This is a genomic window from Streptomyces viridosporus T7A (genome assembly GCF_008704515.1).
In the GTDB taxonomy this organism is placed as follows: Bacteria; Actinomycetota; Actinomycetes; order Streptomycetales; family Streptomycetaceae; genus Streptomyces; species Streptomyces viridosporus.
This window is the reverse complement of record NZ_CP023700.1, coordinates 6,478,334-6,503,738: the sequence shown is the minus strand read 5'-3', so window position 1 is coordinate 6,503,738 and position 25,405 is coordinate 6,478,334. Positions and strand designations below refer to the sequence as shown.

General features: G+C 76.1%; 23 protein-coding genes and 2 pseudogenes. 12 read left to right on the top strand and 13 right to left on the bottom strand.

The window, feature by feature from the left end; translation table 11 throughout:
- Positions 1-5 precede the first annotated feature (5 nt).
- The gene (locus tag CP969_RS29945; RefSeq protein WP_016824060.1) at positions 6-2,042 is read left to right on the top strand and encodes an AfsR/SARP family transcriptional regulator; all 2,037 of its coding nucleotides are present in this window, start codon (positions 6-8) and stop codon (positions 2,040-2,042) included.
- Between the two features lie 10 nt (positions 2,043-2,052).
- On the opposite strand, the gene CP969_RS29940 is transcribed toward CP969_RS29945, so the two are convergent.
- Together CP969_RS29940 and CP969_RS29935 are read right to left on the bottom strand one after the other, a co-directional pair.
- Positions 2,053-2,436: a hypothetical protein gene (locus tag CP969_RS29940; RefSeq protein WP_004981623.1), complete on the bottom strand. Its 384-nt coding sequence runs from the start codon at positions 2,434-2,436 to the stop codon at positions 2,053-2,055.
- 206 nt (positions 2,437-2,642) lie between these two features.
- A complete protein-coding gene (locus tag CP969_RS29935; RefSeq protein WP_004981625.1) occupies positions 2,643-3,170 on the bottom strand; it encodes a DinB family protein in 528 nt (175 codons plus the stop codon).
- Positions 3,171-3,310: 140 nt separating this feature from the next.
- On the opposite strand from CP969_RS29935, the pseudogene CP969_RS34030 reads away from it, so the two are divergent.
- The 6 genes and pseudogenes from CP969_RS34030 to CP969_RS34020 all read left to right on the top strand — a co-directional run.
- Positions 3,311-3,451, top strand: a pseudogene (locus CP969_RS34030) (NAD(P)-binding domain-containing protein); the annotation flags it as partial.
- A 76-nt stretch (positions 3,452-3,527) separates the two neighbouring features.
- A complete protein-coding gene (locus tag CP969_RS29925) occupies positions 3,528-3,764 on the top strand; it encodes a hypothetical protein (RefSeq protein WP_016824062.1) in 237 nt (78 codons plus the stop codon).
- A gap of 189 nt (positions 3,765-3,953) precedes the next feature.
- The gene (locus CP969_RS29920) at positions 3,954-4,655 is read left to right on the top strand and encodes a hypothetical protein (RefSeq protein WP_016824063.1); all 702 of its coding nucleotides are present in this window, start codon (positions 3,954-3,956) and stop codon (positions 4,653-4,655) included.
- A gap of 467 nt (positions 4,656-5,122) precedes the next feature.
- On the top strand, positions 5,123-5,821 hold the full coding sequence (locus CP969_RS29915) for a hypothetical protein (protein ID WP_026084775.1): 699 nt from the start codon (positions 5,123-5,125) through the stop codon (positions 5,819-5,821).
- A gap of 43 nt (positions 5,822-5,864) precedes the next feature.
- A pseudogene (locus CP969_RS34025) lies at positions 5,865-6,269 on the top strand (GNAT family N-acetyltransferase); the annotation flags it as partial.
- A gap of 84 nt (positions 6,270-6,353) precedes the next feature.
- Positions 6,354-6,869, top strand: a complete 516-nt coding sequence (locus tag CP969_RS34020) for a GNAT family N-acetyltransferase (protein ID WP_399474646.1) — start codon at positions 6,354-6,356, stop codon at positions 6,867-6,869.
- Positions 6,870-6,909: 40 nt separating this feature from the next.
- Here the strand turns inward: CP969_RS34020 and CP969_RS29905 are convergent, their stop codons facing one another.
- Together CP969_RS29905 and CP969_RS29900 are read right to left on the bottom strand one after the other, a co-directional pair.
- On the bottom strand, positions 6,910-8,535 hold the full coding sequence (locus CP969_RS29905; RefSeq protein WP_016824066.1) for an AMP-binding protein: 1,626 nt from the start codon (positions 8,533-8,535) through the stop codon (positions 6,910-6,912).
- The gene (locus tag CP969_RS29900; RefSeq protein WP_016824067.1) at positions 8,532-10,205 is read right to left on the bottom strand and encodes an AMP-binding protein; all 1,674 of its coding nucleotides are present in this window, start codon (positions 10,203-10,205) and stop codon (positions 8,532-8,534) included. The genes CP969_RS29905 and CP969_RS29900 overlap by 4 nt, the downstream gene beginning before the upstream one ends.
- A gap of 338 nt (positions 10,206-10,543) precedes the next feature.
- On the opposite strand from CP969_RS29900, the gene CP969_RS29895 reads away from it, so the two are divergent.
- The 3 genes from CP969_RS29895 (at position 10,544) to CP969_RS29885 (ending at position 15,431) form a co-directional block, all read left to right on the top strand.
- The gene (locus tag CP969_RS29895; RefSeq protein WP_004981645.1) at positions 10,544-13,354 is read left to right on the top strand and encodes an AAA family ATPase; all 2,811 of its coding nucleotides are present in this window, start codon (positions 10,544-10,546) and stop codon (positions 13,352-13,354) included.
- A gap of 772 nt (positions 13,355-14,126) precedes the next feature.
- Positions 14,127-15,056, top strand: a complete 930-nt coding sequence (locus tag CP969_RS29890) for a polysaccharide pyruvyl transferase family protein (RefSeq protein ID WP_039831400.1) — start codon at positions 14,127-14,129, stop codon at positions 15,054-15,056.
- 54 nt (positions 15,057-15,110) lie between these two features.
- Positions 15,111-15,431, top strand: coding sequence for a DUF3040 domain-containing protein (locus tag CP969_RS29885; RefSeq protein WP_016824070.1), 321 nt, complete (start codon positions 15,111-15,113; stop codon positions 15,429-15,431).
- A gap of 121 nt (positions 15,432-15,552) precedes the next feature.
- On the opposite strand, the gene CP969_RS29880 is transcribed toward CP969_RS29885, so the two are convergent.
- The 9 genes from CP969_RS29880 to CP969_RS33330 form a co-directional block, all read right to left on the bottom strand.
- Positions 15,553-16,449 carry a glycosyltransferase family 2 protein gene (locus CP969_RS29880; protein ID WP_016824071.1) on the bottom strand — a complete coding sequence of 299 codons (897 nt, stop codon included), beginning with the start codon at positions 16,447-16,449 and terminating at the stop codon, positions 15,553-15,555.
- Positions 16,446-17,324, bottom strand: a complete 879-nt coding sequence (locus CP969_RS29875) for a glycosyltransferase family 2 protein (protein WP_016824072.1) — start codon at positions 17,322-17,324, stop codon at positions 16,446-16,448. The genes CP969_RS29880 and CP969_RS29875 overlap by 4 nt, the downstream gene beginning before the upstream one ends.
- Positions 17,321-18,403, bottom strand: a complete 1,083-nt coding sequence (locus CP969_RS29870; RefSeq protein ID WP_016824073.1) for a glycosyltransferase family 9 protein — start codon at positions 18,401-18,403, stop codon at positions 17,321-17,323. Before CP969_RS29870 ends, CP969_RS29875 begins: the two co-directional genes overlap by 4 nt.
- Complete coding sequence (gene rfaE2, locus CP969_RS29865; RefSeq protein WP_150474981.1) at positions 18,400-19,764, bottom strand: D-glycero-beta-D-manno-heptose 1-phosphate adenylyltransferase; 1,365 nt, start codon at positions 19,762-19,764, stop codon at positions 18,400-18,402. Before rfaE2 ends, CP969_RS29870 begins: the two co-directional genes overlap by 4 nt.
- Before the next feature lie 231 nt (positions 19,765-19,995).
- The gene (locus CP969_RS29860) at positions 19,996-20,946 is read right to left on the bottom strand and encodes a glycosyltransferase (protein ID WP_016824075.1); all 951 of its coding nucleotides are present in this window, start codon (positions 20,944-20,946) and stop codon (positions 19,996-19,998) included.
- Positions 20,943-21,941, bottom strand: coding sequence for a glycosyltransferase family 9 protein (locus tag CP969_RS29855; protein ID WP_026084776.1), 999 nt, complete (start codon positions 21,939-21,941; stop codon positions 20,943-20,945). The genes CP969_RS29860 and CP969_RS29855 overlap by 4 nt, the downstream gene beginning before the upstream one ends.
- Positions 21,938-22,537, bottom strand: a complete 600-nt coding sequence (locus tag CP969_RS29850) for a D-glycero-alpha-D-manno-heptose-1,7-bisphosphate 7-phosphatase (RefSeq protein WP_150474980.1) — start codon at positions 22,535-22,537, stop codon at positions 21,938-21,940. The genes CP969_RS29855 and CP969_RS29850 overlap by 4 nt, the downstream gene beginning before the upstream one ends.
- The gene (locus CP969_RS29845) at positions 22,534-23,538 is read right to left on the bottom strand and encodes a glycosyltransferase family 2 protein (RefSeq protein WP_150474979.1); all 1,005 of its coding nucleotides are present in this window, start codon (positions 23,536-23,538) and stop codon (positions 22,534-22,536) included. The genes CP969_RS29850 and CP969_RS29845 overlap by 4 nt, the downstream gene beginning before the upstream one ends.
- The gene (locus tag CP969_RS33330; protein WP_016824078.1) at positions 23,535-23,702 is read right to left on the bottom strand and encodes a hypothetical protein; all 168 of its coding nucleotides are present in this window, start codon (positions 23,700-23,702) and stop codon (positions 23,535-23,537) included. The genes CP969_RS29845 and CP969_RS33330 overlap by 4 nt, the downstream gene beginning before the upstream one ends.
- Positions 23,703-24,091: 389 nt before the next feature.
- On the opposite strand from CP969_RS33330, the gene CP969_RS29840 reads away from it, so the two are divergent.
- Together CP969_RS29840 and CP969_RS29835 are read left to right on the top strand one after the other, a co-directional pair.
- On the top strand, positions 24,092-24,850 hold the full coding sequence (locus tag CP969_RS29840) for a polysaccharide deacetylase family protein (RefSeq protein WP_026084777.1): 759 nt from the start codon (positions 24,092-24,094) through the stop codon (positions 24,848-24,850).
- Positions 24,851-24,941: 91 nt separating this feature from the next.
- Positions 24,942-25,382 carry an SRPBCC family protein gene (locus tag CP969_RS29835; RefSeq protein WP_004981667.1) on the top strand — a complete coding sequence of 147 codons (441 nt, stop codon included), beginning with the start codon at positions 24,942-24,944 and terminating at the stop codon, positions 25,380-25,382.
- Positions 25,383-25,405: the final 23 nt, after the last annotated feature.

Below are 25,405 nucleotides of genomic sequence, written 5' to 3'. Positions count from 1 at the left end.
CGAACATGCCGGGGCACAGCGACACCGTGCACGACCGCACCGCCCGACTCGGAGCGGCGGGAGCGGGCCGTGTCCGGCCGCCCGCCGCACCGTCCGTCCCGCAACCGCGCCCGGCCGCCGGGCCGCGGGGACGGAGGGCGGCGGGTGCGAACGGCTTCGACCCGCTGGTGTTCCGCGTGCTCGGATCGGTCGAGGCCGAGGCCGGTGGGCGGACGGTCCCCCTCGGCGGGGCGAAGCAGCGCACCGTCCTCGCCGCGATGCTGCTCGCCGGGGGCCGGCCGCTCTCCGACGACCGGCTCAAGGCCCTGCTGTGGGGGTGCGACCCGCCCGCCACGGCGACGGCCCAGCTCTACACCTACATCTCCCAGCTCAGGAAGTGCCTGGGCATCGGCGTCCGCCTGGAGCGGCACGCCCACGCCTACCGACTGGACATCCGGGGCGCCTTCTTCGACTGGGCGGCCTTCGAGAGCCTGGCGGCCCGCGGCCGGGCGGACCTGGCGGCGGGCCGCCACACCGCGGCCGCCGACCACCTCGGGCAGGCGCTCGCGCTGCGGCGCGGGCCGGTCCTCTCCAACGTCACCGTCCACCTCGGGGAACGCCAGCGCCCCTTGCTGGACGAGGCCCTCCTGTCCGCGCGGGAGGACCGGATCGAGGCCGAACTGGCCCTGGGACGTCATGACGCGGCGGTTCCGCAGCTCATGCGGCTCGTGATGGAGAACCCCCTGCGCGAGCGGCTGCTCGGCCAGCTCATGACCGCTCTGCACCGGTGCGGCCGGCAGGCGGAGGCCCTCGCGGTGTACGAGCGCGGCCGGTTGATGCTCCGTGACGAGTTGGGGGTGGACCCGGGCCGGGCCCTGCGTGACATCCGGCAGTCCGTGCTGACCGGCACCCTCGCGAGGCCCGCCGCGCGCGAGGGGGCGGGGACCGCCGGCACGGCGCCCGCCCCGCCGGGCGGTGGGCACCGCCCCGCGGTGGCGCGGGTGCGCGACCGCGGGGCCTGGAGCGGTGTCGTGCCCGCGATGCTGCCCGCCGACGTCGCCGACTTCTCCGGCCGCCTCCGGGAACTGGACGGCATCGCGGCCGCCCTGCGCCGGGAAGGGCGCTCCCCCGTCGTGGTGACGGGCGCCGCGGGTACCGGCAAATCGGCCCTGGCCGTGCACGCCGCGCACCGGGCACGGCGCAACTTCCCGGACGGGCAGCTCCACGCCGACCTGTCCGGACAGTCCGCACGCCCCCGCTCCCCCGCCGAGGTGCTCGGCTGGTTCCTGCGGGCCATGGGCGTCGCGGAGCACAGGCTTCCGGTTTCCGTGGAGGAGCGCGGCCAGCTCTACCGCAGCCTGCTCGCCGACCGCCGGATGCTGGTGCTCCTGGACAACGCCGACGACGACCGCCAGGTCCGCCCGCTGCTGCCCGGCACGGGCGGTTGCCGCACGCTGATCACCGGCCGGGACCCCTTCACCACCCTGCCGGGGGTGCGCCCGGTCACTCTGGGCCCGATGAGCGCCGGGGAGGGCCACCGGATGCTGAGCGCGATCGTGGGGGCCGAACGGACCGGGGACGAGCCCGACGCGGCCGCCCGCATCGTCGAGCTGTGCGACCGGCTGCCGCTCGCCCTGCGGATCGTGGCGGCCCGGCTGGCCGCGCATCCGCGCCAACGGCTCGCGGCGGCGGCGGCCCGGCTCGAACCGGAGGACCGGAGGCTCGACGAGCTGCGGGCGGGCGACCTCGACGTCCGGGCGGCGCTGTCCCGCAGTCACCGGCGGGTGCCCGCGCCGGTGCGGGCGGTCCTGGGGGTCCTGGCGTCCGGCTGCCCGGACGTCTTCGGCGCGCACGAGGCGGCGAACCTCCTCGGTTGTTCGCAGGCGGACGCCGAGGACGCCCTGGAGAGCCTGGCCGGTGCCCGCCTGCTGGAGGTGTCCGGCCCGGTCCCGCCGCGTTACCGCCTCATGCCGCTGGTGCGTCTCTTCGCCCGCGAGCAGGGCCGCGGGGAACCGGCTCCCCCCGGTGCGCCGGACGGCGGGCGCCGGCCGCTCGTCGGCTGACGGCACGCGGTCAGCCGCACCCTCCCGCGTGCCCCTCGTCGAGGCCGAACGACCTGGTGCGTCCCCCGTCGCCGGTGTGCGGCAGCAGCGAACTGCTCAGGTAGTCGAGGTAGGTGGCCACCAGGTTGCTCCATCGGATGTCGGAGTCGGCGCTCCCGCGGCCGAGCGGCTCCGCGGACCGGTCGACGATCTCGGTCCCGCCGAAGCCATCCTGTTGCACGAGGTCCCGGATCGTCCTCCTGGCGGTCGTCTCGTCGGACGCGCCCCGGCCGTCGAGGGCCGCCAACAGGTGCATCCCTCCCTGCTCCAACCAGGACGTCATCTCCTCCTCCAGTTCCGCCGACAACCGGTCGTCGTCACGGCCGTCCCTCTCGCGGAGCGTCCTCTCGCCCATAACCGCCTCCTCAGTCCATACGGATCCAATCGGTCAGTACGGGGACAGCGTCCGGGACACATCTATGAATCACCTATGGAAAGCGGCCCCGCCCGACTCGGGGGCCGCTCCCGCAGCCGCCGCCCTCCCTCCCGCCGGTCCGGCGCCCGCCACGGAACGCCGAATCCCCGGCCCCGGACGGGGGTTCCGGCGCCCGCGAGCACGGATCACGCGCCGGTGACTCCGTCGATCTGCTCGCGGATGAGGTCGGCATGACCGTTGTGACGTGCGTATTCCTCGATCATGTGCACCATGATCCAGCGCAGGGAGACTCCCTGACCGCCTACGTGACCCGCTTCCTGTTCGGACAGGCGGCCGGAGTCGTCCAGCGATGCCTCAGCGACCAGCTCACGGCTTCGAGCGACCTCCGCCTGCCAGGCGGCCACCGCCTCGTCGAGCCCTCGTTCCGGCTGCAGGGCAAAGCCGTCCAGGTTGCCCTCCCCGAAAACCGGCGGCAAGTCCTGACCTGCGAAAACACGCTGGAACCAGGTGCGCTCCACCTCAGCCATGTGCTGCACGAGGCCGAGCAGCGTCATCGAGGAGGGTGACGCTGCGGCAAGCCGTAACTGGTCATCCTTCAGGCCCGAACACTTCAGGGTGAGAGTCGCACGGTGAAAGTCCAGCCATGCTTCCAGCATGGTGCGCTCGTCCGCGTGCGCGGGGGGAATGGGCCGTCCATCCGGTGTCGTCCTCATGAGCACACCCTGGCAGGAACGGCTGTGACGCACGACTGTCTTCGCCGGTGACGAACACACGTCCCGCTCGTCTCCCGGGCGAGCCGCGACCGCAAGGGGTGCGACGAGTCGGCCTCGTGGTCCACGAGCCGGCTACCGGGCTCGACGCCCCCGTGTCCGGCGGCGAGGCCGGCGCCGTCGAGGCGGTGCTGTCCAGCATGATCGGCGGCGAACAGGCCGACTTCGACGAGGTCCGGCCGATCTTCCAGGTGCCGGGGAGGACGATCGTGCGGTGCGCCCCGGACCTCCGGGCGGCGCCGGCCGCCGCCCTGTCGCGCCCGGGGTGCGCGCCGGCCCGGTGCGCAGCAGCCTGGGGGCATGGCACATCCCACCGAGCATCCGCACATCGTGGTGCATCCTCCGGCCCTGGACGGCTCACGGCGGGTCACCTCCGACGACGAGACGCTGGGCATCGCCACGCACGTCGACGACGTGAGCGAGATCCTGCGGCTGGCCGATCTGTACGTCACGGACGTCGAGGGGACCGACGTCATCGAGTGGCAGGGCGGCGGCCCCGACGACTGGCCGGGCCTGTCGGAGCACCACGACGTCTGAACGCGTCCCGGCGCCGGGACGCCCCGGCGCGTCTACGGCTTCGGCCGTACCCCGGCTACGGCATGCTCAAATCAACCTCTGAACCGGCCCCCGGGAGGCTTCGGCCACCCCGCCCGGCGGGCACACTTCCCGCACGCGGGGCCCGCCGGCACGGGGGCGGGCGGGCCCCGGTTCAGGGGGTGCCGCACCATGCGCGACAGCACGGGCGTCCGGTGGACGCCGTACGAGATCGCCCTGCTGGGCGGCGGTCCGCGCGCCGCGGTCACGGTCGCCGTCGTCGCGCTGCATCTGCGGGGTGCCGTGGCGGCGGGCGCGCCGGGGACGATGCACGCGGTCGGCGGGGAGGCGGGTCGGGCCCTGCCCGCGTTCCCGCCGCCCGGCATGCCGTCGGACCCGCGGTCCGCGCACGAGGCGGGGCCGGCGGACGCCGTCACCGGTGCCCAGCGGGCGCTGTTCCTGGAGAGCGCGGTGTACTCCTGCCTCGAGGAGCCGTCCGAGCTGCGGGAGCTGGTCCGGCATCCGGACGTCCGCTGGGCGGTGGCCGAGGTGCGGGTCGGGCTCGCGGAGGCGGGGCTGCTGCGGTATCCGCTGCTGCTCGGGCCGACCGCGGCCGCCCGGCGGCGGCTGCGGGTCCTGCGGAAGGCGTATCCGGTGCCCGTGAGCCGGCGCGGCCTGCCGGACCACGACAAGCTGCTCGCCGTCGCCCTGCACGGCGAGGCGGCCCTGCGGGTGATCGTCCCGCGGTTCGCGCTGCGGGCGGGGCTGACCGACCGGGTGACGGTGGCGGACAGGGGGCTGCGGCACTCCCCGCGCGGGGGCACCTACGGCGGTGGCGGCGGCTCCCACTCCTGCGGCGGAGGCGGCGGGTGCGGAGGCGGCGGCGGGGACTGAACGCGCCTGCGGGGCCGGTCCGGAAGGGGGCCGGCCCCGCACCCGTCCGTACGCGTCGGACCTTCAGCGCCCTGACCGACGTCGGGCGTGCCCCGGCTCGGTCGCGAGCTCCTCGCTCATGAACGGGAAGTCGTGACCGCCGGGCAGCGCGACGACCTGCGGGGTCGGGGGTCGGCCTTCGCCACGCCGGACGCGTCGGTGACGCCCTCGCGCTCGAGGACCTCGACTGCCGCGCGGGCAGCGGTCATGCGAGCCGTCGAGCGTCCCTGCTCCGACTGCCGGACACGCACTCCCGGAGCGCCCGCGGTGAGTCATTCCGAACAGCAGAGAATGTGTTCCGCCATATGGACGGAAAGTAGGCCGGGTGGCCGGAGCCGGCAAGAGAGCGGGCAAGTGCCGGACACACGCCGGGTCCGTGGAGGACGATGAGGGCGCTGCCAGAGATTGCCGCCGTCCGGGAGTGGGCCATGCCCGAAAGCGTCCCAGTGCGCTGTCCGGTCTGCCACCGCGCGCACCGTTACACGGCACCGTCGTACCCCTGCGCGTGCGGCGCGCCGGTCGCCCCGCCCCTGGACCCGGACGCGGTGCCCGTCCCCGTCGGCCACCGCGCCTGGCAGGAGGAGTGGGTCACCGTGCGGTGCGGTCGCTGCGGGCACGACGGCGAGTGGCCGCGGCCGGAGCTGGGGTGCCCGTGCGGGACGGCGCTGCGGATCCCGGTGGCCGGCCCGCGGGCCCCCGCCCCGGCCGCCCCGGCCGCCCCGGCCGCGCTCCCGAAGCCCCCGGGGCGTCCCGGCTTCCGCTCCGTGCCGATCCGCACCGCGCGGGACGCGGTCACGGCCGCCGTGCTGTACCTGCGCCTGCTCGGCCACGAGGACGTCCGCCGGGCGCACCGGTGTCCTCCGGCCGGCGTCGGGCTGGCCGGCCGGGGCGTTCTCGCCCGGGTCGATCCGTCGTCGCGTCCGGCGACGCTGCGGGACGTGGAGTGCCTGTGGCTGACGGCGATGACGGAGTCCGCCCGGTGCCTGTACTTCTCCCTCGCCGGATACGCCGAGGACGCCCGGGCCCGTGCCGACGCCCTGGGCGTCCCGCTGTTCCTGCTCGACCCCACCGGCGTCCCGCAGCCGGTGAACGGCCCCGCCGACGCGCTGGACGCCGGCGGGGCCTGAAAACCCGGCGACAGCCCCGGGGCCGCCGTCCGATACTCGGCGGATGCGCATCCGCCCCGCCGCGTTCGGCGACCTGCCCGCCCTCCAGGACGTGGAACGGGCCGCCGGCGCCCCGTTCCGCGACCTCGGCATGCCGGAGATCGCCGACGACGAACCGCCCGCGCTCGACACCCTGGAACACTTCCGGCGGGCCGGCCGCTGCTGGGTCGCGGCCGACGAGCGGGACCGGCCCGCCGCGTACCTGATCGCCGAACCGGTGGACGGGGCGCTCCACGTCGAGCAGGTCTCGGTCCACCCGCGCGCCGCCGGCCGGGGCGTGGGCCGGTCCCTGATCTCCCGTGCCGCCGCCCACGCCCGCGCGGAGGGCCTGGCCGCCCTGACCCTGACCACCTTCGCCGAGGTCCCGTGGAACGCCCCCTACTACGCCCGGCTCGGCTTCCGGACGCTGGCCGAGTCCGACCTCACGCCCGGCCTGCGCCGGATCCGCGCCGAGGAGTCCGGGCACGGCCTCGACCGGTGGCCGCGGGTGTGCATGCGCCTCGACCTCCGGGAGGACGGGGCGGCGCCCACCGGGCCGCCCCGGGTGACGATCAGAGCCGCGCACGAGCGGGACTTCCCCGGCTTCCTCGGCCTGGCGGCCCAGGTGGAGCAGTGGTTCGGCCCCATGGTCGAGGAGGCCGGCTTCCACGACGCCGTACGCGCGCACATCTCCCGCTCCATGGCGCTCGTCGCCGTCTCGTCGGGGCCGGACCTCCTCGGCGGACTGCTGTTCGGGGCCGAGCCGCCCGCCCACCACGTGCACTGGCTCGTCGTCTCGCAGCGGGCCCGGGGCACGGGCGTCGGCAGGGCGCTGATGGCGGAGGCGACGCGCAGGTGGGTGCGGGGACCGGGGCACCTGGAGGTCGTCACCTTCGGGGCCGACCACCCCGGTGCCGCGGTCAGCGGCGCCCGCGTCTTCTACGAGCGGCTCGGCTTCACCCCGGCGGAGGCGACCGGACCGGGCCCGGAGGGCGGCTCCCGGCAGGTCTTCCGCCGGACCGTCGGCTGACCCGCACGGCGCCGCCCCACAGCGGGGCCCGCGAGCGGGGTCAGCCGGCCGCGTACCGCTCCCGCAGCTCCACCTTGCGCACCTTTCCGGACACCGTCATCGGGAAGGCGTCCAGGATCTGGAGCCTGCTCGGGACCTTGTAGTGGGCCAGCCGGTCCCGGCAGAAGGCGCGCAGGTCCTCCAGGGTGGGCGGATCGGCCGGATCGCGCGGGACGACGCAGGCGAGCACCTCCTCGCCGTAGCGCTCGTGCGGGACGCCGACGACCTGGACGTCCGCGACCTCGGGGTGGGTGTGGAGGAACTCCTCGATCTCGCGCGGGTAGATGTTCTCCCCGCCCCGGATGATCATGTCCTTGATGCGGCCGACGATCTCCACGTACCCGTCCTCGCGCATCACCGCGAGGTCCCCGGTGTGCATCCAGCGGCCCGCGTCGACGACCTCGGCGGTCCTCTCGGGCTCGTTCCAGTAGCCGAGCATCACGCTGTAGCCGCGGGTGCACAGCTCCCCCGTACTGCCGCGCGGCCGGGTCGTCCCGGTGGCCGGGTCGACGACCTTGACCTCGATGTGCGGCAGGACCCGGCCGACGGTGCCGGTGCGGTGTTCCATGTCGTCGTCCCTCCGGGTCTGCAGCGACACCGGGGACGTCTCGGTCATGCCGTAGCAGATGGAGACCTGCTCCATGTGCATCTCGGCGACGACCCGCTTCATCACCTCCACCGGGCAGGGCGAGCCCGCCATGATGCCGGTGCGCAGGGAGGTGAGGTCGTAGCGCGCGAAGCCGGGGAGGTTCAGCTCGGCGATGAACATGGTGGGCACGCCGTAGAGCGAGGTGCAGCGCTCCCGCTGGACGGCCTCCAGGGTGGCCTCCGGATCGAAGGAGGGGGCCGGGATGACGATGCAGGCGCCGTGGGAGGTGGCGGCCAGGTTCCCCATGACCATGCCGAAGCAGTGGTAGAAGGGCACCGGCAGGCAGACCCGGTCCTGTTCGGTGTAGCCGATGGTGCGGCCCACCCAGTAGCCGTTGTTGAGGATGCTGTGGTGGGAGAGCGTGGCGCCCTTGGGGAAGCCGGTGGTGCCCGAGGTGTACTGGATGTTGACCGGGTCGTCGCAGCTCAGCCCGGCCGCGATCGCCTCCACCCGCTCCTGCGGCACGGTGGCCGCGCCCGCGGTCAGCGCGTCCCAGGACGGGTCGCCGATGAAGACGGTCTCCCGCAACTCCGGGCACTTCCCGCGTACTTGCTCCACCAGCGCCCGGTAGTCGCTGCCCTTGTGGGCGAGCGAGGAGACCAGCACCGAGATCCCGGCCTGTTTGAGCACGTACTCCAGTTCGTGCGCGCGGTAGGCCGGGTTGATGTTGACCATGATGACGCCGATGCGGGCCGTGGCGTACTGCACGAGGACCCACTCGGGACAGTTGACCGCCCAGATCCCGACCCGGTCGCCCTTCTCGACCCCCTTCGCCAGCAGCCCGCGGGCCACCTCGTCGACGGCGGCGCCGAACGCGGCGTAGGTCCAGCGCCGTCCGGAGACCAGGTCGACCAGGGCCTCGCGGTCGGGCCACGCGGCGACGGCCCGGTCCAGGTTGGCGCCGATGGTGTCGCCGAGCAGCGGGGTCGTGCTCGTGCCGTGCGCGTAGGAGAGTCGTGCGGGGGAGAGCGCGGTCACCGGAAGTCCTCCTCGCGGTACTCGTTCACGGAACCGGCGGCCGTGGCCTCGCGCAGGGCGATGCGGCGGATCTTGCCGGAGACGGTCTTGGGGAGCTCGCCGAACTCCAGGCGGCGGATCCGCTTGTAGGGGGCGAGCGCCTCGCGGGAGTGCTCGAAGAGCGTCTTCGCGGTGCCGGGGCCTGGTTCCCAGCCCTCCGCCAGCACGACGTACGCCTTGGGCACCGCCAGGCGCAGCTCGTCCGGGGCGGGCACGACCGCCGCCTCGGCGACCGCCTCGTGCTCCAGCAGCACGCTCTCCAGCTCGAAGGGGGAGATCTTGTAGTCGGACGCCTTGAACACGTCGTCGGCGCGGCCGACGTAGGTGATGTAGCCGTCGGCGTCGCGCGCGCCGATGTCGCCGGTGCGGTAGTAGCCGCCGGCCATCGCCTCGGCGGTGCGCTCGGGGTCGCCGTGGTAACCGGTCATCAGTCCCACCGGGCGCGCGGAGAGGTCGAGGGCGATCTCGCCCTCGGCGGCGCCGGGCGCGCCGGAGACCGGGTCGAGCAGTTCGACGCGGTAGCCGGGGCTGGGGCGTCCCATGGAGCCGGTCTTGAGGGCCTGGCCGGGGCTGTTGGAGACCTGCACGGCGGTCTCGGTCTGTCCGAAGCCGTCCCGGACGGTCACGTTCCAGGCGCGGCGGACCTGTTCGATCACCTCGGGGTTGAGGGGCTCGCCCGCGGCGACGACCTCGCGGGGCGGGGTGCGCAGCCGGGTCAGGTCGGCCTGGAGGAGCATGCGCCACACGGTCGGCGGGGCGCAGAAGGTGGTGACCCCCGCCCGGTCCATCTCGGTCATCAGCCGGGCGGCGTCGAAGCGGGTGTAGTTGTGCAGGAAGACGGTCGCCTCGGCGTTCCACGGGGCGAAGAGGTTGGACCAGGCGTGCTTGGCCCAGCCCGGCGAGGAGATGTTCAGGTGCACGTCGCCGGGGCGCAGACCGATCCAGTACATGGTGGCCAGGTGCCCGATCGGGTACGACGTGTGGGTGTGCTCGACCAGCTTGGGCCGGGCGGTGGTGCCCGAGGTGAAGTACAGCATCAGCGGGTCGTCGGCGAGGGTGGGCCCGTCGGGCGCGAAGTGCTCGGCGGCGCCGTACGCGTCCGCGTAGGGCTGCCAGCTCTCGCCGGCGCCCTCCCCGACCGCGATCCGGGTGTAGTCGCCGGGCACCTCGTCGAACTTCGCGGCGTCAGCGGCGCGCACGATCACGTGCCGGACGCGGCCCCGGTCGACGCGGTCGCGCAGATCGGCCGGTCCGAGCAGCGGGGTGGCCGGGATGACCACGGCGCGCAGCTTCATCGCGGCCAGGGCGGTCTCCCACAGCTCGGCCTGGTTGCCCAGCATCACCAGCACCCGGTCCTCGGCGCCCACGCCCCGCTGCCGCAGCCAGTTGGCGACCTGGTCGGAGCGGCGCGCCAGCGCGGCGAAGGACAGCCGGGTCCCGCTGCCGTCCTCCTCGACGAGGTGCAGGGCGGTGCGGTCGTTGCCGTCCGCGATCACGTCGAACCAGTCGAGCGCCCAGTTGAACCGCTCGGGCCGGGGCCAGGCGAAGTCCCGGTAGGCGGTGGCGTAGTCCTCACGGTGTTCCAGCAGGAAGTCCCTGGCCCTGCGGAACTCTTCGGTCGCCGTCGTCATCTGTCCTCCTCGGTTCCGGACCGTTGCCCGGCGGCTCTGCGGCATCGTGCGATCCGTGACGCAGGTCTCTCTACCCCCGAACAGGGGTGCGCGCCCGTGCGGAGCCGTGGTGAAGGGGTGAAGGGGTGAACAGGTGACGACCGGTCCGACGAGGGGTACCCGCGGGCGGGGTGGTTGCCGTAGGTTTGCGGTGTTTTCCGGGGCGGGCCATTACCACGAGTACGGCTTTGGATTTATCGTTGCCCGGCCCGCTGTTATATCCCTCACCACACCGTCCGTCCGAAATTAAAGGACCCGTTGCCTAATATTGGCCGGGACACGCCACACGGAGGGGAGCGGTGACCGTGCGACGGGACTTCAAGGAGCCTGCCAGGTGCCGCCCCGACCTGGTCATAGGACGGGAGGAGCTGTTCTCCGACGCGCGCGAGCAGCTCGCCCGCGGTGGGAGCGTGCTGCTCCACGGGCCCGCCGGAATAGGAAAGTCGACCGTGCTGCGGGCACTTGCGGCGGAAAACGCCGGTGCGGCGCGGACGGTGTTGCGCTGTTCGGCCACGGAGTCCGAATCCCATCTGCCGTTCCTGGCCCTGGCCGATCTGTTCGGCCTGGTCCTCGACGGGGTCTCCGCCCGGCTGCCCGCCGCCCAGCGCACCGCCCTGGAGTCGGCGCTCACCGGACGCGGCGAGTCCACCCTCCGGCGGGACGGGCTCGCGCTGCGCCTGGCGGTGCTGTCCACGCTGCGCGCGCTGGCCGCCGAGGGACCGGTCCTCGTCGTCGCCGACGATCTGCAGTGGCTGGATTCGGCCAGTGCCGAACTCCTCGGCTTCGCGGCCCGGCGGCTGGGCGACACCCCGGTGCAGATGGTGTGCGCGGTGCGCACGGAGGGCCAGGAGTACGACCGTCATCTGCGCGCCTGCCCGCCGGACACGCGCGCCGTGCGGCTGGGCCCGTTCTCCCGTACGCAGGTGTCCGCGCTGCTCGACCACCGCGGCTACACCGGTCTGTCCCGTTCCACGGTCCGTGACATCCACCGCACCAGCGGCGGCAATCCGCTCTTCGCGCTGGAACTGGGCCGCGCCCTGGCCGAGAGCCCCACCCGGCCCCGCCCGGGCGAGCCGCTGCCGGTGCCGACCTCGCTGCGGGCCCTGGTGCTCAGCCGCCTGGAGATGCTGTCGGACGAGGCGCGGCGCACCCTGCTGGTGGCCAGCGCGGGAGCCCGGCCCACCCTGGCGCTGCTGCACGCGGCCGGCCGGGACGACGCCGAGGCGGAGACGGCGCAGGCCGCCGCCCTGGGGCTGCTGGCCACGGATCCGGAGGAGCCGGCCCTGCGCTTCGCGCATCCGCTGATCTCGGCCGCGCTGTACGCGGAGGCACCGGCGCACGAGCGGCGGGCGGCGCACACCGCGCTGTCCATGGCCGCCTCCGACCCGATCGAGCGGGCCCGGCACCTGGCCCTGGCGACCACCGGCACCGATCCGGAGGTGGCGGCCCGGCTCGCCGAGGCCGCCGCGCTGGCCCGGGACCGCGGGGCGCCCTCGGTCGCCGCCTCGCTCGGGCTGCTCGCCGCCCGGCACACCCCGGCCGACAGCGTGCCGGGCCCGGACGAGCGGCGGCTGCAGGCCGCCGAGGACGCGATCACCGCCGGGGAGGCCGACCTGGCCCGGGACATCGCGCGGGAGGTGCTGGCCCGGGCGACGGTGCCGGCGGAGCGGGTGCGGGCCTGGATGGTGGTCATCGAGGCGGCCGGGCAGGCGCTCGGCGAGGTCGACGCCGTCTTCCCGCAGGTGCTGGCCGACGCCGGCGACGACCCCCGGCTGCTCGCCCTGGTCCACTACCAGCTGGCCTGGCGCGAGCTGGTGGTGGACGGCGACTTCGCCAAGGCCCGGCAGGAGGCCGCGCACGCGGCGGAGCTGGCCGCCCGGGGCGCGGACCGGCGCACCGAGCTGATGGCGCTCGCCTTCCAGTCCTCCACCGAGACCCTGATGGGCCATCCGGAGGCCCCCGCCACCATCAAGCGGGCCCTGAAGGAGCCTCAGGACCCCTACGTGGCCTGCCACCACAACGGCGCGGGCATGGCCAGGTTCCGGTGGCTGCTGATGAGCGACCGGCTGCCGGAGGCGCGCACGGCCATCACCGCGCTGCTGCGCGAGGCGCGGCGGCGCGGCATGGTCGAGAGCGAGGTGCACTTCCTGCGCTTCCTCGCCGACACGGAGCTGCGGGCCGGGCACTGCGGGCGGGCCCTGCACCTGGCCCGCGAAAGCCTGCGGCTGGCCCGGGACTCGGGGATCGGCGAGGGCGCCTCGGCGATGCTGGCCTCGCTGGCGGAGGCCTCGGGCGGGGACGTGGACCGGGCGCTGGCGCTGGCCCGGGAGGCCGCCGACCACGCCGAGGTGGACGGCGACCAGATGTACCTCTCCCGTGCCCTGGCCGCCCTCGGCTACGCCCAGTCGGTCGCCGGGGACGCGGCCGCCGCGGTCCGCTCGCTGCGCCGGGTGCGGGAGCTGGAGCACGCCATGGGCATCAGCGACCCGGCGCGGGGCCGCTGGCACGGTGACCTCGCCGAGGCGCTGGTGCGCATCGGCGAACCCGGCGAGGCGCAGGAACTCATCAACGTCACCCGGGTGCACGCGCTGCGCCTGGACCGCGCGAGCGTGCTGGCCGCACTGGACCGCGCCGAGGCGCTGGTGCGTGCCGCACGCGGTGAGCACCGGGCCGCGCAGGCGCAGTTGGTGTCGGCGCAGGAGCGGTTCGGCAGGCTGGGCCACGGCCTGGAGGAGGCGCGGGCGGCCTTCGCCCTGGCCCGGCTGCGCGCCCGGCGGCCGGGACCGGCCGCCTACGACGAGGCCGCCCGGCTGTTCCGGCGCTGCCGCGCGCTGCCCTGGCTGCGCCAGGTGGACGAGGCCGTGGCCGCCGGTCCCGCGGAGGCGGAGGCGGTGCCCGCCGCCGCACCGGCCGTCCTGGACGGACTCGCCTCGATGGAGCGGCAGGTGGCCGCGCTGGTGATGGAGGGCGCCACCAACCGGGAGATCGCCGGCCGGCTGTTCATCAGCGTGAAGACCGTCGAGGCGACCCTCACCCGGGTGTACCGCAAGCTGGGGATCCGTTCGCGGGTCGACATCGTCCGACTGGCGGCGGGGCGCCGCACGCCGTGACCGGATCGGGGCCCGTACGGGGGCGACCGAGGGTTTTCCCTGCCCGACTCCCTTAGGGGGTTCCCTCATTGGGAGGACCGCGCTCCGGCTCGTAGCGTGAACGCGTGCCGCTCGCCGGGCACACGGGGGCCGGTCCCTGGGCCCTCGTGCTCCACCCCCACCCCGCGCGACCCCCACCGGCAACCCCCACGAGGAGACCCATGTCCGGGCTCACCCGCGTCAGAAAGGCCACCGCCTCCGTGGCGGCCACCGCTGCCGCCGCCGCGGCCGGTCGTGGGCGGTACGACGACCACGACGTCCACGCACCCGTTCATGGCGCGGATCACCGACGCCCCGCAGGACCGGTTCCGCGGCGGCGCCCCGGTCCCGCCCACCGAGGTGGGCGCGGCCCCGGTCGACTCGTAGGTCCCACGAGTTCCTGAGCACCCCTCAGGCAGCAGTCCAGGGGGCGTTGCGGGCTTCCACGAGCAGCCCGCAACGCCCCCTTTCCACGTCTCCATGTCTCTATGTGTCCATGTCTCCACGTCTCCACATCTTCATGTCTACGCGTTTCTCTCCCTCCCCCGCCCCCGCGCCGTCCCGGAGCGGAGGCCGCGCTCCGTGTCCGGGACCGCCGCCCGGGGCGTCCGCTCCCCCGGCGGCGGTCCCGGCCCGCCGGGCCGTGCCGGGCCGGGCGACGAGCGCGTGGCGGGGGCGGCCGCGGCGCACCGCCGGGGAACACGCGCTCGTCTCGTTGATTGCCTCCCGCGTGCGCGGGGCACTCGGTGGCACGGTGCACACGACGGAGTCCGGGCGACCGGAGAGGGTCCTGCTGACCGGGTGGTTCAGCTTCCGCGACGGGGAGGCGACCGCCGGGGACGTGCTGGCGCTGCACCGGGTGCAGGAGGTGCTGCGCCGGGCCCGGATCCCCCACGACGTCGTCTGGAGCCCCGGCTTCCTGCCGGACGCCCGGCACCTGGACGACGTACGGCCCGGCGACTACTCCCATCTGGTGTTCGTGTGCGGCCCGCTGCACGGGCCGCAGGTCGAGGAGCTGCACCGGCGCTTCGCGCACTGCGTGCGGATCGCCGTGGGGACGTCCGTGATCGACCCCGAGGAGGCGGCCGTGACCGGGTTCCACCGCGTGCTGGCGCGGGACGCCCCCGGCAGCGAGCCGTCCGAGGACCTGGCGGCCCGCGCCCCGGCGGTGCCCGCCCGGCCCGTGGTCGGGGTGATCCTCACCCACGGGCAGCAGGAGTACGGGCCGCGGCGGCGGCACGAGCAGGTCGCGGACCGGGTGACGCGCTGGCTGGCCGGCAAGGACTGCGCCCGGCTGGAGCTGGAGACCCGGCTGGACACCCGTGACTGGCATCTGAGCGCGACGCCCGCGCAACTGCAGTCGGTGCTGGCCCGCCTCGACCTGGTCGTCACCGACCGGCTGCACGGGCTGGTGCTCGCGCTGCGGGTCGGCACGCCGGTGCTGGCGGTGGACCCGGTGCTGGGCGGCGCGAAGGTGGCCGCGCAGGCCCGCGCCTGCGACTGGCCCGCGCTGCTGACCGCCGGGCAGCTGGACGCACGCCGGCTGGACCGGTGGTGGCACTGGTGCCTGACCTCGGGCCGGGTGGCCGCCCGGCAGGTCCGCGAGGCGTTCCGGGAGGACCGTGCGCCGGACGGCGCGGACCGGCTCGTGGAGGTGCTGTCCTCCCGTGCCGGGGCCGGTTAGCGCGGGGCCGGCCGGGCACCCGGACCCCTCCCGGTCGTCCCTGGAGGAGAGACGGTGTCCCTCGATCGGCTCCCTGATCACGAACAGCGCGTCCTCGACGAGATCGAACGGGCCCTGTGCCGCGACCGCCGGCTCGACCGGCGGCTGCGCACGCTGCGGCTGCGCCGGGGGCCCGACGTACCGCGCCTGCTGCGGCGGGCGGCGTCGTACCGGCCGCGCGGCCGGACAGCGGCCGTGCTGCTCGCGGTGTCGGTCGTGCTGATGGTGACCGGGATGGTCACCTCGTCCCCCGGTGTGATCATGGCGTTCGCGGTGGTGTGGCCGCTGACGCTGTTCACGCTCTTCCGGCTGCTGTGCCGGTGGACGGACGGCTGAGCGTCCCTCCTCCCGGGGCGGGCGCTCGGGGGACACCGGCGGCGCCCGCGCCGCCGCGGATCCCGGTCGCTCACGGGGCCCGCGCCGGTGCGGTGGGCGGGCCCCGTCGGCGTGCGGCGTGTCAGCCCGTGTAGCGGCGGGCCGTGGAGGTGCGCTGGGCCGGTTCCAGCAGGCGCAGCCGGGACTCGACCTCGTGCGGCAGGACGCGGCGTTCGCGCAGGACCCAGGGCAGGGCGGCCGCCGCCTCGGCGAAGGCGCGCAGCGAGGTGGTGTCGCGCGGGACCGTGCGGGCCAGGTCCAGGGTGCGGCGCAGCGCGGGTCCGGCCGGGCGGCGCAACCAGGTGAACCACAGGGTGTTGCGGATGCCGTGCCTCCGGCGCAGCGTGGAGTCCCGGACCGGGGACGCGTGGTGGTGGATCGTCAGGTGGTCCGCGTAGGTCAGCCACCAGCCGTCGGCCGCCAGGTCCGCGGCGAGCAGTTCCTCCTCGCCGCCGAGCCACAGCCTCGGGTGGAAGCCGCCCGCGGCCCGGAAGGCGTCGGTGCGCAGGACGGTCGCGGCGGCCAGGAACGAGCCGAGGGCCGGCCCGGGCAGCCAGGACGGACCGGGCACGGGCGAGTCGCGCAGCTCGCGGACGATCGGGTCGTCGGTGCCGTCCGGCTCGACGACGATCCGTGCCGTGACCGAGCCGAGCGCCGGGTGCCGGTCGAGCAGGTCGGCGGCGCCGGCCAGGGAGCCGGGCGCCCACCAGGAGTCGTCGTCGCAGAAGGCGACGTAGGGCGTACGGATCTCGCGCACCGCGAGGTTGCGGCCGACGGCGCCGAGGTTGCGGCCGGGGCACAGCAGCCGTACCTGCGGGTGGTGGCGGGCGACCGCCCGGGCGGTGCCGTCCGTGGAGCCGTTGTCGGTGACGATCACCGGCGGTTGCTCGGGGAGTGCGGCGAGGTGGCCGAGGGTGCGCAGGAGTTCGCCGCACCGGTTGTGGGTGATGACGACGACGGTCGTGCGGGGGTCCGTCATACGGCCTTCCCTTCCAGGATCCGGGCGGCCCGTTCCACGTGCGGGGGCAGGGGCCTGCGCTCGCGCAGGGCGGCCGGCAGCCGGGCGAGGGCCTCGCGCAGCGCGCGCCGGGCCTGGTCGTCGCCGCGGGCCTCGGCCGCGAGGGCCCCGGTGCGGGCGAGGGCGTGGGGGACGGGCCGGCGCAGCCAGGCGGTGAGGAGTTCGTTGCGGCGCTGGAGCGCCGGGCGGCCGGTGCGGGGGGCGGGGTCCGGGTGGTGGTGGGCGACGACGTCGGGGCAGTGGGTGACGCCCCAGCCGCGGGCGGCCAGGTCGTAGGCGAGCAGGGTCTCCTCGCCGCCGAAGAACAGCAGCCGGTGGAAGCCGCCCGCGTCGAGGTAGGCGCTGCGGCGGACGACGGCCCCGCAGGCGAGGAAGCCGAGCACCTGGATGCCGGGGAGGTCGGTGGCCGGGCCGAGCGGGGAACGGGCGAGGACGTCGTTGAGCGGGTCGGGGTCGGCGGCCGGGCCGACGAGGGTGCGGGCGGCGATCAGACCGAGCCGCGGGTGGGTGTCGAACAGCTCGGCCGCGCGGCCGAGGGCGCCGGGGGCCCACCAGGAGTCGTCGTCGCTGAAGGCCACGTAGGGGGTGTCGAGGGCGCGGGCCCCGTGGTTGCGGGCGAGGGCGCCGTGGTTGGCGGGGAGCGCCAGCACCCGGACCCCGGGGAAGTCGCGGGCGAGCAGGGCGCGGGTGCCGTCGGTGGAGGCGTTGTCCACGACGAGGATCTCGGGCCGCTCGGGCAGGGCGCTCAGGTGGCGCAGGGTGACGGCCAGCCGGGCGGCGCGGTCGCGGGTGGCGATGACGATGCCGAGGCGGCCGTCCGCGGGCGGGGTGGTCATGGCGCGCCCTCCTCTCCCGGGCGCCGGGCGGCGGGCAGCCGGCCGAGGGCGTCCAGCACGTCGTCGGGTGTGATGCGCAGCAGCGCCGGGTCGGGCCGGCGGCCGTGCGGGTCGCCTTCCGGGCCGTACCACAGGGCGATGTGGCGCGGGTGCGCGGGCGGGCCCCAGCGGCGGGGCGGGACCGGGCCGAAGAGGGTGACGGTGGGGACGGCGTGGGCGACGGCGAGGTGGGCGATGCCGGTGTCGCCGCTGACGACGGCACGGGCGCCGGCGACCAGGGCGGAGAGCCGGTCGAAGGGGGGACCGCCGCCGAAGACGTCGGTGTCGGGGAGCCGGGCCCGTTCGGCGAGCCGCGCCACCGGGTCCCCCTCGTCCGCTCCCCCGGTGACCACGACCCGCAGTCCGCGTGCGCGCAGCGCGGTCGCGACGGCCGCGTACCGCTCGACCGGCCAGCGGCGGGCGGGGGCGCCCGCGCCGGGGTGCAGGAGGACGGCGCCGGGGGCGGGGGACGCGGTGTCCGGCGGGGGCAGCAGCAGGTCGGTGGGGTCGGCGTCGACGCCGTACCAGCGGAGCAGTCGGCACCAGCGGTCGCGCTCGTGCTCCTCCGCGCACCAGGTCGGCCCCTCGATCTCCGGGGTGCCGGGGTGCGCGAACGCGAGCAGCCGCGCGGGGGCGAGGCCGCTCAGCAGGCGGTGGCTGGGCGGCCCGTTGCCGTGCAGGTCGACGGCGACGTCCGGGGGCGGCCCGGTCCAGTCGAGCGAGCGGGGCACCGCCCGTCCGGGTGCGGAGGCGGGCAGCACGCGGTCCACGGCTCCCGTGGCCCCGGCCACCGGTGCGAGCCCGGCGGGCGCGGCCAGCACCAGCTCGTGCCCGGGGAACCCCCGCCGCAGCGCCCGCAGCGCGGGGACGCCGGCGAGCAGGTCGCCGAGGCCGAGGGCCCGCAGGACCAGGAGGCGGGGCCGCGGGGCGGTCCCGCCCGTCGCGGTCTCCGTCCGCCGGAGGGCGTCCGGTCCGCCGGTCGCGGGGCCGTCGGGGCCGGGCCGCGGGGCGGTGCGGTGGTCGGGGCGCGGTCCGGTCATCGCGTCGCCTCCGCCGCGCGTTCCAGCATCCCGGTCGACGAGCGGCCGTCCAGGTACGGCAGGAGGACCGCCTGGCCGCCCCACTCCTCCAGCAGGGCGGCCTCGGGGAGGTCGGCGGCCGCGTAGTCGCCGCCCTTGACCCAGACGTCGGGGCGCAGGCCGGCCAGGAGGCGTTCGGGGGTGTCCTCGTCGAAGACGGCGACGGCGTCGACGCAGGCCAGGGCGCGCAGCACGCGGACCCGGTCGGCGAGCGGGTTGACCGGGCGGCCCGCGCCCTTGCGGCGGCGTACCGACGCGTCGGAGTTGACGCAGACGACCAGGCAGTCGCCGAGGCCCCGGGCGGCCTGGAGCAGACCGACGTGCCCGGCGTGCAGGAGGTCGAAGCAGCCGCCCGCCGCGACGACGGTGCCGTGGGCGGTGCGGACCCGGTCCGCGAGGGCGAACGGGTCGTCGCCGTCGGCCGGCGGCGGGGGCGCGGCGTCCGGCCGGGGCAGCGCGCCCGCGCCGCCCGCGCCGACGAAGCCGGTCGCGGCGGCGACGGCGGCCTCGACGGCCTCGCCCACCAGCGCGCCGTCGGCGAGCAGCCCGGCCGCCGTCGCGGCGAACCGGTCGCCGGCGCCGCAGCTGTCGCCGTGGTGCACGGCGGGGGCGGGGACCAGCAGGGGGTGCTCACCGTACGAGAGGAGGGCGCCGCGTGCGCCGAGGGTGACGGCGACGGCCGCGACCCCCCAGTGCCGTACGAGCGCGGCGGCGCCGTGGGCGGCGGCGGTCAGGTTCCGGCGCGGGGCCGCGCCGTCCGGTGCGAGGGCGAGCGCCTCCTTCTCGGCCGGGACGACCAGCCGGGTGCCGGGCACCGGCGGGCCGCCGCGCGGATGGGGGTCCCAGAGCAGCGGCGGGCGGGCGGTCAGGACGTCCCGGAGGACGTCGGCGGCGCCCCGGCCGTAGTCGGAGACGAGGACGGCGGGCGCGGCGCGGACGGCCTCGCGGGCCCGGTCGGTGGCCTCGCGGGCGCGGCCGTCGCCGCGGTCCAGCCGGGCCACCGGCCGGTCCTCGGCCAGGACGCGGCTCTTCTCCGGGAGCGGTCCGGTCAGCGGCAGCGGGACCAGGGTGACCCAGGGCCTCAGGAGCCGCCGCAGTTCCCGGCTCGCGGGATCGTCGCCCACGCCGGCGACGAGGGTGACCTCGCGGCCGTCGCGGGCGGCGAGGTACGCGGTGAGCGCGGCGCCGCCGGGACGGGGCCGCTCCCCGTAGTCGTCGACCACCGGGACGGGCGCGTCGGGCGCGAGCCGTTCGGCGCGGCCGGTCAGGTCGCGGTCCAGCAGGGCGTCGCCGACCACGACGAGGGGTGCCTTGCCGTTCATGTCACCTCCCGGTGCTCCGGCCGTCCGCGGGTCCCGTGTCCGCGCTCCGCCCCCTCCCGGTCTCCGGCGCCGTGTCCAAGGCCGCGCACGCCGAAGGCGCGCGCCGCGTCACGACGGGTGTGCGCCGTGGCGCGGTGGCCGCGCCGGGCCGCGCCGCGTACGCGTCCCGGCCACCGGCGTCGGCGCCGAGCGCGGCGAGCGGACCCGTCTGTCCGGGCACCGCGGCGCTCCTCATCGGGTCACCTCCTTCAGCAGCCGCTCCCAGTCGTCCAGGAAGCGGGCCAGCCCGTAGCGGGCCAGCGCCGCCGCCCGCGCGGCCTCGCCGGCGAGACGGGCGCGCGGCGGGTCGGCGACGAGGTCCCGCACGGCTTCGGCGAGGACGTCGATCCGGTTGGAGACCACCCCGGCACCGGGCGGTACCGCCTCGGCGACCTCGGTGGTGGCGAGCGCGACCACGGGCATGCCCAGGTGCATCGCCTCGATCAGGGACAGGCCGAGGGAGGTCCAGCGCACGGGGTGGACGTAGACCCGCCGGCGGGCCATCTCCGCGTGCAGCCGGTCCTGCGTCAGTTCGTACGAGCGGCAGCGGCCGGCGGGCAGGCCGAGGTGGCCGGCGAGGCCCTCGGTGCCCATGCCGAAGACGTCGAGGGGCGCCGCCCCGGCGAAGACCGGCAGCAGGTCGGTGCCGGTGGTACGGCCGCGCCGCACCGGTTCGTTGACGACGACGGCGGCGCGCGGCAGCTCGCCGGTCCACAGGGGGCCGGGGTCGACGATGCCGTGCTCGATGACGGTGGCCGGGGCCGGACCGGCGTCCCACATCAGGCGGTTGAAGTGGGTGACGTGGACGAGGGTGGCGCCGGGGATGTCCGCGGCCGGGTGGCGGGTGTCGGGCACGTCCCCGTGCGGGGCGTTGTGCTCCAGGTAGACCAGGGGCGGGCGGCGGCCCAGCCACCGGTCGACCAGGGCGAGTTCGTGCGGCCGTTGCAGCACCACGACGTCGATGTCCTCGTCGCGCAGGCGCTCCGGGGGCACCTCGACGACCGAGTCGGGCCAGTCGAAGGTGCGGGCGCGGCCCAGCCCGTCGGGTCCGCGGTCCGGGGTGACGGGGACGACGCAGGTGTGCGGGCCCCGCACGAAGGCCGTGGTCCACGACCCGTGCACATGCCAGAGCAGGATCCTCATGCCACCTCCACGAGCTTGCCGACGGCGGCGACGACGTCGAGCGCGGTCACGTCGTCCAGACACGGGTGGCCGGGCACGGGGCACTGCCGGGCCCTGGTGCCGGCGCACGGCGCCCGCTGGTCGCCGAGCAGCACGTACGGCACGCCGTACGGCCGCCACCGCTCGGCCGGGACGACCGGCGCGAACAGGGACACCACCGGGGTGCCGACGGCGGCGGCGAGATGCGCGGGGCCGGTGTTGCCGGTGACGGCGCAGGCGGCCCCGGCGAGCACTCCGGCGAGTTCGGCGGCGTCGGTCCGGCCGCCGAGGTCGAGGCCCCGGTCGCCGGCGACGTACGCGGTCAGCTCCCGCTCCCCCGCGCCGCCGGTGACCACCACCCGGTGTCCGGCGGCGGCGAGTGCGCGCACCGCCTGCGCGCACCGCTCGGGGCTCCAGGCGCGGGCGGGCACGCTGGCGCCCGGGTGGACGACGACGTACCCGGGCGGGCCGGTCAGTCCGCCCGCCGGGGGCGGCGGGAGCACCCGCAGCCGTCCGTCGTCGGTCCGGGGGAAACCGGCGGCCTCGGCGAGGTCGAGCGCGGCCTCCACCTCGTGGGCGTGCGGGGCGCGGTGGTGGCGCACGTCGAGGAGGGAGCCCGGGTAGTCCTCGCTGTCGGCGGCGAGGAAGCGGACCCCGGCCAGACGCAGCAGCAGGGCGGCGGGCAGCGGGGACTGGTGGAAGGAGGTGAGGATCAGCGCGGTGTCGGCCTCCACGGCGGCCACGGCGGCGACGAGTGCGTCGATCTCCTCGCGGCGCACCTCGGGCGGCTGGAACCCGGCCCAGGGGGCGTCCCAGACGAGGACCTCGTCCACGCCGGGCAGCAGCCGGGCGGCGGGGGCTCCCTGCGGCCCGCACAGCAGCGTGACGGTCTCGGCGCGGGCGGCGACGGCGCGCACGGCGGGCCCGGCGAGCAGGACGTCGCCGAAGTTGTCGAGGCGGGTGACGAGGGCCTTCACGCACGCCTCCCCGTCACGTCCGCGGCTTCGCCGCCGCCCGCGCCGGGGGGCCGGGCGGCGGCCGTCCGGCGCCACGGGGGCCCCTCCAGTACCGCTCGCACGGCGGTCGCGAGGTCCGGAGCCACGTGTGCGGCGGCGGCCGTCTCCTCGGGGCGGGTCCGCGGGGTGGGGACGAGGATGCCGTGGGCGCCGGCCCGGCGCGCGGCCTCGACGTCGGCGCCGATGTCGCCGATGACGACGCAGTCGGCCGGGTCCGCGCGGAGCCGCCCGGCCGCCCACAGGATCATGCCCGGCCGGGGTTTGCGGCAGGGGCAGCCGTCGCCGGGCCCGTGCGGGCAGACCGCCCACACGTCGAAGGGGCCGAGGAGCGCGTCGACGCGCTGGTTGACGCGGCGGACGTCGGCGACGGTGAGCAGTCCGCGGGCGACACCGGACTGGTTGGTGACGACGCCGGTGCGGACGCCGCGGGCGCGCAGCGCGCCGAGCGCCTCGCGGGCGCCCTCGACGGGGCGCACCAGGTCCGGGTCCGCGTTGTAGGGGACGTCGTGGACGAGGGTGCCGTCGCGGTCGAACAGCACCGCCCCCACCCGGCTCACCGGGCCGCCTCCGGCCAGGCGGGGGCACGCCGGTGACGCCAGGCCCCGGCGATCCGGTGCCAGGTCGCGGCGGGCGGGATGAGCACGCTGGTGGCCAGCATGGTCGTCACCTCGTCGCGGGTGCGCGGGCCGGGGACGATGCGGGCGCGGGCGAACTCCGCGGTCCCCGCGGCCCAGCCGAGGGCGCAGGCGGCGGCCGCCCGGCGGTGCCCGGCGGCGGCGAGGACGCAGGCGGCCGCGCCGGCGGCGGTGATCGCGGCGTGCCGGCGGATCCGGCCGCGCGGCGCGACCGCCTTGTCCCACCAGTCGGGTCCGTGCAGGCGCCGCATCAGGGCGTCGTCGGCGTTGCCGCGCTGCTGCCTCACCGACGCCCAGCGGGAGGCGGGGCGCACGGGGTGCAGGGTGGTGCGCCGGCCCCGGCGGATGCGCCAGCCGGCGTCGAGGAGGCGCAGCGCGAGGTCGGCGTCCTCGCGGAAGGCGCGCGGGAAGCGCTCGTCGAAGCCGCCGACCCGCTCGAGGGCCTCGGTGCGGTAGGCCATGTCGGCGGTGATCCAGCGGGCCCGGGCGAGGCCGGCGGTGCCGCGTTCCCAGTCGGTGGGGCGGCGCCCGTCGGGCAGCGGGACGGTGATGACGCCCTGGACGCCGGCGGTGTCGGGGGACGCCTCCTCGAGGTCCTGGACGAGCTGTGCGCACCAGTGCGGGCCGACCTGGACGTCGTCGTCGAGGAAGGCCACCCAGGGCTCGGTGACGGTGCGCAGCCCCGCGTTGCGCGCGGCGGCGGGTCCGCGGCCCCCGCCGCCGACGACGGTGGTGCGTGTCCGCAGGTCGCCGAGGACGCTCAGCGCGTGCTCCAGCGGTCCGGGGTCCGGGTCGGGGTCGGGCCGGTCGTCGACGAGGACGATCGCGGCGGGGGGCGGCCCGGTCGCGGCGGCCAGCGCGGCGAGGCAGTCGGCGAGGGTGTCCCGCACCAGGGTGGGGACCACGACGGCGTACGAGGTCATCCGAACGCCCTCCACCCGCGCACCGCGTACCGCCCGGTCGCCGACGGGCCGGCGGGGCCGAAGCGCTCCGGGGCGTCGCACGGGGCGTCGGCCACGGTCCGGCCGCCGGCGAGCAGGGCGGCGGCCGGGTCGTGGGACAGGGCGTTGGTACGAGGGGTTCGCATGGGGCTGTGCTCCGTCCCTGCGACATGGGTGGCGTTCTCCGGGTCCCGAGTGCCGCACCGCAGTTGTCTCAAACACTTGGAGACAACTCGCACCACTATGCGATGTTTCGTCCATCGATGCACCTTTTTCGAATCTGGGCGAAAGGGACAAGTCGGACCCAGTGGGAGGGCTCGCACGGCCGCCGGCCGCGAGAACCGGCCGACGGCACGCTCCGACCCCTCACCCCTTCGCCCGGGGCACGCACCGGCGCCCCACACGGGAGCACGGGCACCCCCCGTGACGACCGTCACACACCCCCACCCTCCCGTCCGGGGGCACGCGAAACGGACTATGCACGGCGTGTATAGACGCTATGTATAGTCCCGGCATGCCTTCTCCGACCAGGAAGATGAAAAGACCGGGGGCCTCGTTCCGGGTCATGGCGAGCGTCCTGACGGCCGCGGCCGTCGCCCTGGCGCTGAGCGGCTGCACACGGGTGGAGACCACCGCCCCCAGCAGCGTCCGGTCCACCGACGTCCGGGCCCGGTTCGGCACCGCCGACTGCCGCGAGGTCAAGTGCATCGCGCTCACCTTCGACGCGGGGCCGGGCGAGCACTCCGCGCGGCTGCTGGACATCCTGAAGCGGGAGCAGGTCCCGGCGACGTTCTTCCTGCTGGGCGAGCGGCACATCGAGAAGTACCCCGAGCTCGTCCGGCGCATGGCCGACGAGGGCCACGAGGTGGCCGGCCACACCTGGACCCACCGGATCCTGACGAAACTGGGGCCGGAGGAGATACGCGAGGAACTGGAGCGCCCCAACGAGGAGATAGAGCGCCTCACCGGCCGCCGCCCCACCCTGGTGCGCCCGCCGCAGGGCCGCACCAACGACACCGTGCACGAGATCTGCCGCGAACTGGGCCTCGCGGAGGTCCTGTGGAGCGTGACCGCGAAGGACTACACGACCACCGACTCCGACCTCATCACCCGCCGCGTCCTCGCCCGGTCCTCCCGCGACGGCATCATCCTGCTCCACGACATCTACGACGGGACCGTCCCCGCCGTGCCCGGCATCATCGACGCGCTGCGAAAGCGCGGCTACGTGTTCGTGACGGTCCCCCAGCTCTTCGCGCCCGGCAGGGCGGAGCCGGGGACGGTCTACCGTCCGTGAGGCGGCCCGCCGGGCGCCGGGAGCGACCCGAGCGGGTGATCCGCACGGGAACGACGGCGGTGACGTGGGCCGGACTCCTTAGGATCCCCCCGTGGCCACCTTCCAGATCCGGCGCACGGCGCCCCTCCCCCCCGACGAGGCCTGGCGCCGGCTCACGGCGTGGCCGCGCCACGGCGAAGCGGTCCCGCTGACCCGGGTCACCGTGACGACTCCCCCGCCCACCGGCGAGGGCACCGTCGTCGTCGCCCGTTCGGGCCTCGGCCCGCTCTCCTTCGACGACCCGATGGAGGTGACGGTGTGGCGGCCCCCGCTGGACGATTCCCCGGGCCTGTGCCGCCTGGAGAAGCGCGGCCGTGTCGTCACCGGCTGGGCAGAAATCGAGGTGCGGCCGGGACCGGGCGGCCGGGCCCGGGTGGTGTGGCGGGAGGAGATCCGCGTCCGCGCCGTGCCCACCCTCTTCGACGGCCTGGTGGGACGGGCCGGCCGCCACGTCTTCGGGCGGGCGCTGAACCGGCTCCTGAGGCGGCCCTGAAGCGATCCTGAGGCGGCCCCGGG